Source organism: Nonomuraea candida, assembly GCF_000725485.1.
Lineage (GTDB): Bacteria > Actinomycetota > Actinomycetes > Streptosporangiales > Streptosporangiaceae > Nonomuraea > Nonomuraea candida.
On the sequence record NZ_JOAG01000117.1, the window covers coordinates 1 to 1,623 of the forward strand.

General features: G+C 74.6%; 1 protein-coding gene and 1 pseudogene. Both read right to left on the bottom strand.

Annotated elements, in window-relative coordinates; translation table 11 throughout:
• Positions 1-106 (bottom strand): annotated as a pseudogene (locus tag IO39_RS58500) (roadblock/LC7 domain-containing protein); the annotation flags it as partial.
• Between the two features lie 67 nt (positions 107-173).
• Positions 174-1,623: sensor histidine kinase (locus IO39_RS57215; protein ID WP_245642605.1), on the bottom strand; the 1,450-nt coding region annotated here is incomplete at its 5' end.

Below are 1,623 nucleotides of genomic sequence, written 5' to 3' on the forward strand. Positions count from 1 at the left end.
GACCATCCGACGAGACGACCACCGCATGAGCCACACCAGGGACCGTGCTGACGAAATCGGTGATCAACCAGTCGACTCCGCGCGCCGCGTTGCTCAGGTCGTTCATACGGCCTCCTCCGCCGGTCGCATGAACGACAGCCGGCTGTGTCCGGTCGGCCGCTCGCTTCGCTCGCTCATGCGCCCTCATCCCTACTTTCACTCCTGGGGCCGGACCCGTACGTCCTGCCCTCGCTGATGTCGTCGCGTGCGGCTCTGAAGCCCTGCTGGAAGCTCGACAGGCGGCTGCGCACCCGGTCGGGCGAGACCGACGGCATGGGCGCGACGCCCTTGGGCGCCGAGGCGGTGTCGGCCGAGCCGGGCACCAGGTTGGCCTTGGGCACCCGCTTGGGCAGGCCCGCCGCCGTCGCGCCGTCGCGCACCGGCTCGCGCACCACCTCGGCCGCGCTCCAGCCGGCGTCGGCCTTGGGCGAGCTCCAGGTGGCGTTGGCCTCGGCCGCGCCCTGGTCGAACCAGGCCGACTCCACCGAGGCGAAGATCGGCAGGTACTCGTCCCCCGACGAGGCCGGCTGGACGACGGGCATCGGGCCCGTCGCGGCGGACTCGGTCTCGGCGAAGCCGTCGAAGCGGTTCTGCCTGGCCGGGGGCGGCTCGGGCGTGCGCATCCAGGGCCGGGTCTCGTCCGGCAGGACGCCGCGCCGGGGCAGCCCCCCGTCGAGGGAGGGCGGGCCGCTGTCACGGGAGGGCGGCCCGCTGTCGCGCGAGGGCAGGCCGGCGCCCCGCTGGGGCAGGCCGGTGTCGCCGGTCACGGGTCCTCGCGAGGTCACCCACACGTCGCTGGGCGAGTCGGTGGACATCCAGCCGCCGGCCTCGGCGGGCAGGGCCGGGCCCGAGGCCCAGGAGCCGGCCTGGGGCACGGGCTCCGACGGGTAGGAGGGGTAGGACGGGTGTCCGGGGCCGAGCTGGAAGCCCGAGGCGGGCCACGACGCGGCGGCGGCCGGCTGCGGCGCGGGGAAGGTCTCCTCGCGGGCGGGGCCCGCGGCGGCGGGGGCCGGGGTGGGCGCGCCGAGCAGCGACTCGGGAATGAGCACCATGGCGGTCAGGCCGCCGGTGCCGTGCGGGCGCAGCTGCACCCGGATGCCGTGCCGGTGCGCCAGCCTGGCCACCACGAACAGGCCCATGCGGCGCGAGACGGAGACGTCCACCGTGGGGGCGTCGGTCAGGCGCTCGTTGGCCTGGGCCAGCTCCTCGGCGGTCATGCCGATGCCGGAGTCGCTGATGGACAGCATGATCCCGCCGCCGTCGATCCGGCTGCCGGAGACGGGCACGCGGGTCTCGCGGGGCGAGAACGACAGGGCGTTCTCGATCAGCTCGGCGAGCAGGTGGATGACGTCGTTGACGGCCTGGCCGGCGATGGAGATGCCCTCCGGCACCTCCAGCACGACGCGTTCGTAGTTCTCGACCTCCGACAGCGAGGCGCGGGCCACGTCGACCAGCTTGACCGGCTGGCTCCAGCGGCGCGGCGGCTCCTGGCCGGCCAGCACCAGCAGGTTCTCGCTGTTGCGGCGCATGCGGGTGGCCAGGTGGTCCAGCTTGAACAGGTTGCCCAGCCGCTGCTCGTCCTGC